This window comes from Synechococcus sp. B60.1 (assembly GCF_047462555.1).
Classification (GTDB): domain Bacteria; phylum Cyanobacteriota; class Cyanobacteriia; order Thermostichales; family Thermostichaceae; genus Thermostichus.
On the sequence record NZ_JANSJN010000111.1, the window covers coordinates 5,752 to 8,982 of the forward strand.

Annotated in this window: 3 protein-coding genes; 2 read left to right on the forward strand and 1 reads right to left on the reverse strand. The window is 59.6% G+C overall.

Going from position 1 to position 3,231, the window contains the following annotated elements; translation table 11 throughout:
- The coding region (locus tag NW863_RS11260) for an SRPBCC family protein (RefSeq protein ID WP_414366423.1) at positions 1–294 on the forward strand (294 nt) is incomplete at its 5' end.
- A gap of 217 nt (positions 295–511) precedes the next feature.
- Here the strand turns inward: NW863_RS11260 and NW863_RS11265 are convergent.
- A complete protein-coding gene (locus tag NW863_RS11265) occupies positions 512–2,476 on the reverse strand; it encodes a DICT sensory domain-containing protein (RefSeq protein WP_414366425.1) in 1,965 nt (654 codons plus the stop codon).
- A gap of 154 nt (positions 2,477–2,630) precedes the next feature.
- Here NW863_RS11265 and NW863_RS11270 point away from each other — a divergent pair, with 154 nt between their 5' ends.
- Positions 2,631–3,089 (forward strand): 2TM domain-containing protein, encoded by a 459-nt coding sequence (locus tag NW863_RS11270; protein WP_414366426.1) that lies wholly within the window; start codon positions 2,631–2,633, stop codon positions 3,087–3,089.
- The last annotated feature ends 142 nt before the right edge of the window (positions 3,090–3,231 follow it).

The window sequence follows — 3,231 nt, forward strand, 5'->3', positions numbered from 1 at the left end:
GTGGGATCCCAAAAGGTTTTATTTGCCCGCTTTTCGGCGGCAGTGGTGCTGGCCATTGAGGAAATCTTTCCCCACCAGCTTCGCTTCCAGGAGGTGGAAGGGGATTTTCTCCTTTTCGAGGGGTTTTGGGAGCTGGCCGAGTGGCTGAACCATCAAACTTTGCTCACCTACCACCTGCAGGTGAAGCCGCCGCGTCGCATGCCGGTCGGCCTGGTGGAACGGCGCCTCCGCCGGGACTTGGCCTTTAACCTCCAGGCGATTCGGGAGCGCTGCCTGAGTCTATGTTCCCAATAGGGCGTGCCATCCCAAGCGCTCCGCGCCGCTAACGCGAACACCCCCAGCCCCTCTCCCAAAGGAAGTAACCCCTCACCCCCAGCCCCTCTCCCTCTGGGAGAGGGGAGCTACGGATCTAGGCCAGAGCTTTGCGGCAGCCTGATTTGTTGGATATTGGCAATTTGCATTTGCCGGCTGGGATCCCAGGTTAGCGCAGCAGACCTTCACTTCTTAGGGTTCAGGCGGCCATCGAGGGCTGCCTCTGGGTTTGTGGGTTGGCTATCGGCAGGGTGAAGTGGAAGGCACTGCCCTGGTTGATCCCTCCCGATTCGGCCCAGATGCGCCCCCCCATCGCCTCGATGATCAGCCGGCAGATGGCCAGCCCCAAGCCCGTCCCCCCCACGGAACGGCGCAGGGATCCCTCTGCCTGGTAAAACCGCTCGAAAATGACCTGTAAGCGCTCCGGTTCAATGCCGCGTCCACTGTCGGCCACAGTAAATCTCACCATCGCTTCTCCAGGTTCGCCGGCTGATGGCTCCACCTCTGCCCGGATCCAGATCCGCCCGCTGGGAGGAGTAAACTTGCAGGCATTGTCCAACAGCTTGCGCAAGACCTCCACCAGCCATTCCCCATCCGCCTTGACCATCGGCAGCCGTCTGGGCAGCGCCTGCTCGATGGTGGGTAACTCCTCGTGCCGCCGTCGCGCTTTGACGTTGCTCAGGGCCAGCTCCACGCATTCTTGGGCAGACAACGGCTCGATATGCCAGCGAACGCGACCACTTTCCAGCTTGGAGAGGGTGAGAAAATCCTGCACCAACTCCCGCAGCCGACCGGCATCTTGCAGAGCCGCATTCAACATCTCCTGGCGCATCTCCAAGGGCATATGAGGATCGCCGGCCAACGACTCCAGACACACTTGAATGGTGGACAAAGGGGTGCGCAGCTCGTGCCCGATCACAGCGATCAGCTCCGACTTGGCCCGATCCAGATCCTGCAATTGGCGATTCAGCTCTTCCAGGTGCTGGTAGGCTTCTGCCTGTAAAAGGGCCACCCCCACTTGATTGGCAATGGCTTCTGCCAACTCCAGAGTGGCCGGCTGCCAGCGGCGAGGGTGTTCGTGGTGCAGCTCCAAGAGGCCCAGCAACCGCCCCTGATAGAGAATCGGCAGAGCTACCCAAGCGCGAATTTGGGCCGGCTGCCACAGCTCCGGCAGGCAATGCAGACGCGGATCCTTCTGGCTGTCCTCGCAACACACCAGGCGTGCTGAGGCCATTGCCTCCTGCAGAAAAGGGTTACTTTGCACGGGCCAGAGGGATCCCTTGAGGCTGCCCATCGTTAGAGTGTGATACTCGTGCTCGATCTGGACAGCAGGAACCTGGCCATCGTAGCGGTAGATCAAACAGCGCCCCACTCCTGCCGCTTGCCCCAATTCCTGCACCGCAATGGTCAGGATATCGCCGGGATGCAAAGACTGGCGAATGGCGCTGCTGATGCGGTTGATCAAGCGTTCCTTGCGCTCTTGAGCCTGAATGGTGCGATAGGCCCGCTGCAGCTTGTATTGGCCTGCCTGAAGATAGGTGATCAGCCGCTCTGTAAAGGGCCCTGGGTTCAGTTGGCTGGCGGAATTCTGCGGGGATCCCTCCAGGTACTGGCGAACCGGCTCCAAGCGAGGAGCCAGATCCGGACGGTAAGCGAGGATCTTCGGCAACAGAGCCAAAGCCGCCTGGGCGGCGATCAGGCGCTCAAATGACCAGATGCCGTCGAACTGCCGCGCCGCATCGATATCGCTGCCTTGCCAGGGCCGCTCCCGACACACCAAGCAGGTGGCATAGTGGGCGTCGATAACGATCAAATGCCACTCCTGAGCCAGTGGATCCTCCGGATCCAGGGGGATAAAGTTAGGGGGCAGGTCAGCCTGAGCCCCATCGGGGGTAGCCAGCACAAACACATCTTGGGCAACCGCGCTGATGCGACGGTAGCGCCGCGCCTCCTGGCGGTAGTAGCGCTCCTTTTGAAAATTGGCGAACACCCACGGGGATCCCTGACCTTGCAACACCTGATCCTCGATGGCATGGCTAAGGGCAACCAGAGAAGACTTGAAATAAAGCTGCGGGCGCAGATGGGGCACGGCCTGTAGCAGATCGCTCAATAGGGAAGTCCGACTCTGACGGCTCTGGCGGGATCTAGGGCGGGTAGAAGTCATAGCCCTATTGGCAAGTTCGGTTGGCAAGGAGTAACTTAGCCGTGGAGAAAGCGCCTGGCGGGCTGGCCTAGGTTTAGTCTAGCGGTTGGCTTCTGCAGCAAGGCGAACTTAACGAGCTGCAAGATCTGGCTAACTTGGACTAAGAATTGTAAAGTTGCGTGTAGACTCAATGTCGGGATCCCGGTACAGCCAAGAAGACGTGCAGCAGATCCTCCAGCGGGCCATTGCCCGCCAGCCGCGCCTGGGCGAGTTTACCCGCGCCCAGTTGCAGGAGATGGCCGCCGAACTGGGGATCTCACCCCAAGAGCTGGACTTGGCCGAGCAGGAATGGAAGGCTTGGCAAGAGCTGAACAACCAGCATCGCGAGTTCCAGCGCTACCGCCGTCGGCAGTTTTACCAGTTGCTGGGCCGATACGCAATTGTCAACAGCTTTCTGCTGGGCCTGGACTGGCTTTCCGGCGGGGGGCTATCTTGGTCGCTGTTTATACTCATGGGCTGGGGCTTGACAGTTTCCCTCAAAGGCTGGAACGCCTACCAGACGGAGGGGGAACGCTACGAGAGAGAGTTTCGCCAGTGGCAGAAGAAACGTAAGAAGCAGCTCCAGCGTCGATGAGAAACATCTCGTCTCTCTGCTTTGAGCAGAGGTGGTCTTAGAAAGAGGCTAGCGGCAAATGCTAGTATAGGTACTTGGCAGAGGCAGATGCCTGTGCGGGCGTAGTTTAATGGTAAAACCGCAGTCTTCCAAACTGCTGTTG